Source organism: Streptomyces sp. NPDC031274, assembly GCF_055570235.1.
Map to the genome: position 1 here is coordinate 319 of NZ_JBVIHP010000171.1, position 1355 is coordinate 1673.

The 1355-nt window shown below is 66.7% G+C and carries 2 protein-coding genes; both read right to left on the reverse strand.

The annotated features are described in order from the left end of the window. Window positions 1–305 (reverse strand): DNA-binding protein (locus ACZ5CR_RS44665; protein WP_468869269.1); only part of this gene is annotated, 305 nt, incomplete at its 3' end. Between the two features lie 325 nt (window positions 306–630). Beyond that, on the reverse strand, window positions 631–915 hold the full coding sequence (locus ACZ5CR_RS44670) for a helix-turn-helix domain-containing protein (protein WP_468869271.1): 285 nt from the start codon (window positions 913–915) through the stop codon (window positions 631–633). Between the last annotated feature and the right edge of the window lie 440 nt (window positions 916–1355).

Consider the following 1355-nt stretch of genomic DNA (forward strand, 5'->3'; position numbering starts at 1 on the left):
GTCGGCACATCCGTCTCGGGTTGCTGCCGGGTGCGCGGCTTCCGAATCGGGGCGGGAATGACGCCAGGGTGCTGCGGAGCCTGGGCGGGACGCTCTTCGTGCATGCGAATGATCTCGGCTAGGTGCTCGTCCGAGAAGCGGTAGGCACGGCCGACGCGCGTGAAGGGGATGAGCCGTCGGCGGGCGCGGTCCTTGACCCACCAGGTGGAGCAGCCGAGTACGGCCGCGATGTCCTCGGGGAGGTAGAGGCGCGACAGGGGGGTGTCAGCGTGCGGGCGCTGTATGCGGGCAGGGGTGGTGGCCATGTGGGGCAAGCGGGGTCCTTTCGCGGCTCGGTGGAATCGGCAGCAATTCCAACCGGGTCGGGTTCGTTCAGGGGCAGTACAGGCGGCACTGGCCGTTCTGCGGGAATTTCGAGTCCACGACAGAATGGGCGAACTGCGCATGGCCAGCAGCCGGAATCCACCCGCGTGCACTTCTTGGATTTCTGCACTCCGGGGTTTTAGGTGGTCGGCGCAACGACTCCTCACGTAAATTGGCCAGACTTCTGGCAGGGATCGGCACGGCGGGCGTCCCGGGAAGCATCAATGGTCCAGAGAATCGCCGGTTTGGGTAACCGGCGATCGTCGGCTATGTTGCGCCCGCGCTGACCGACTCCAGGGGCTCGGCGGGACCGCCGAGGAGCGCGCAGGGGGAGACGTCAAGGGCGGCGGCGATGGCGACGAGATCGTCGATGTCGCAGCGCCGGACCGTGCGTTCGATGCGGGAGAGCGCGGTGAAAGTCATGGGTCGGCCGCGCGCGGTGACCAGGGCGGGGAGCTGGCGCTGGGAGTGACAGCGTGCGGTGCGGATGCGCTCGACGGCTTGTGCGGCGGCCTGTCCGGCGGGTCCGATTTCGAGGGGGCGTGGCGGCATTGGTGTGTTGTAGCTTGCGCGCCGGTCGCTTGGGAAGCGTTTCCCTGTCTGCTGTGAGCGATGGCGGTGTCGACGAATTCTGGTGGGCGATTTCGTCAACCGGGATTTCGGTTCTACCGTCATGGGGTTGCCGAAAAAGTCGTGAATGGTTTCAGAACCAAGTCTGGACTTTCGCGCACCAGGTGTGGCTGTGTTGTCCACGCACACCGGCGCTGCCGGATTCCCCGCCCCGTTTTCCATACCTGGTCGCCCCTGCCGGCGACCGTCAGTGAAGGAGCCGCCCCTTGGAAGCCGACATCCCGATGCCCTCTCACGAAGGCGCTCAGCCGACCTGCCCGCAGCTCGCGATAGGTGGGTCGTCCATATCCCCGTCCGACCCCGCTTCGCTGTCCGAGGGCGAGCAGGTCTTGGCCGACCTGCGGGCGCAGTTCCGGCGCTAT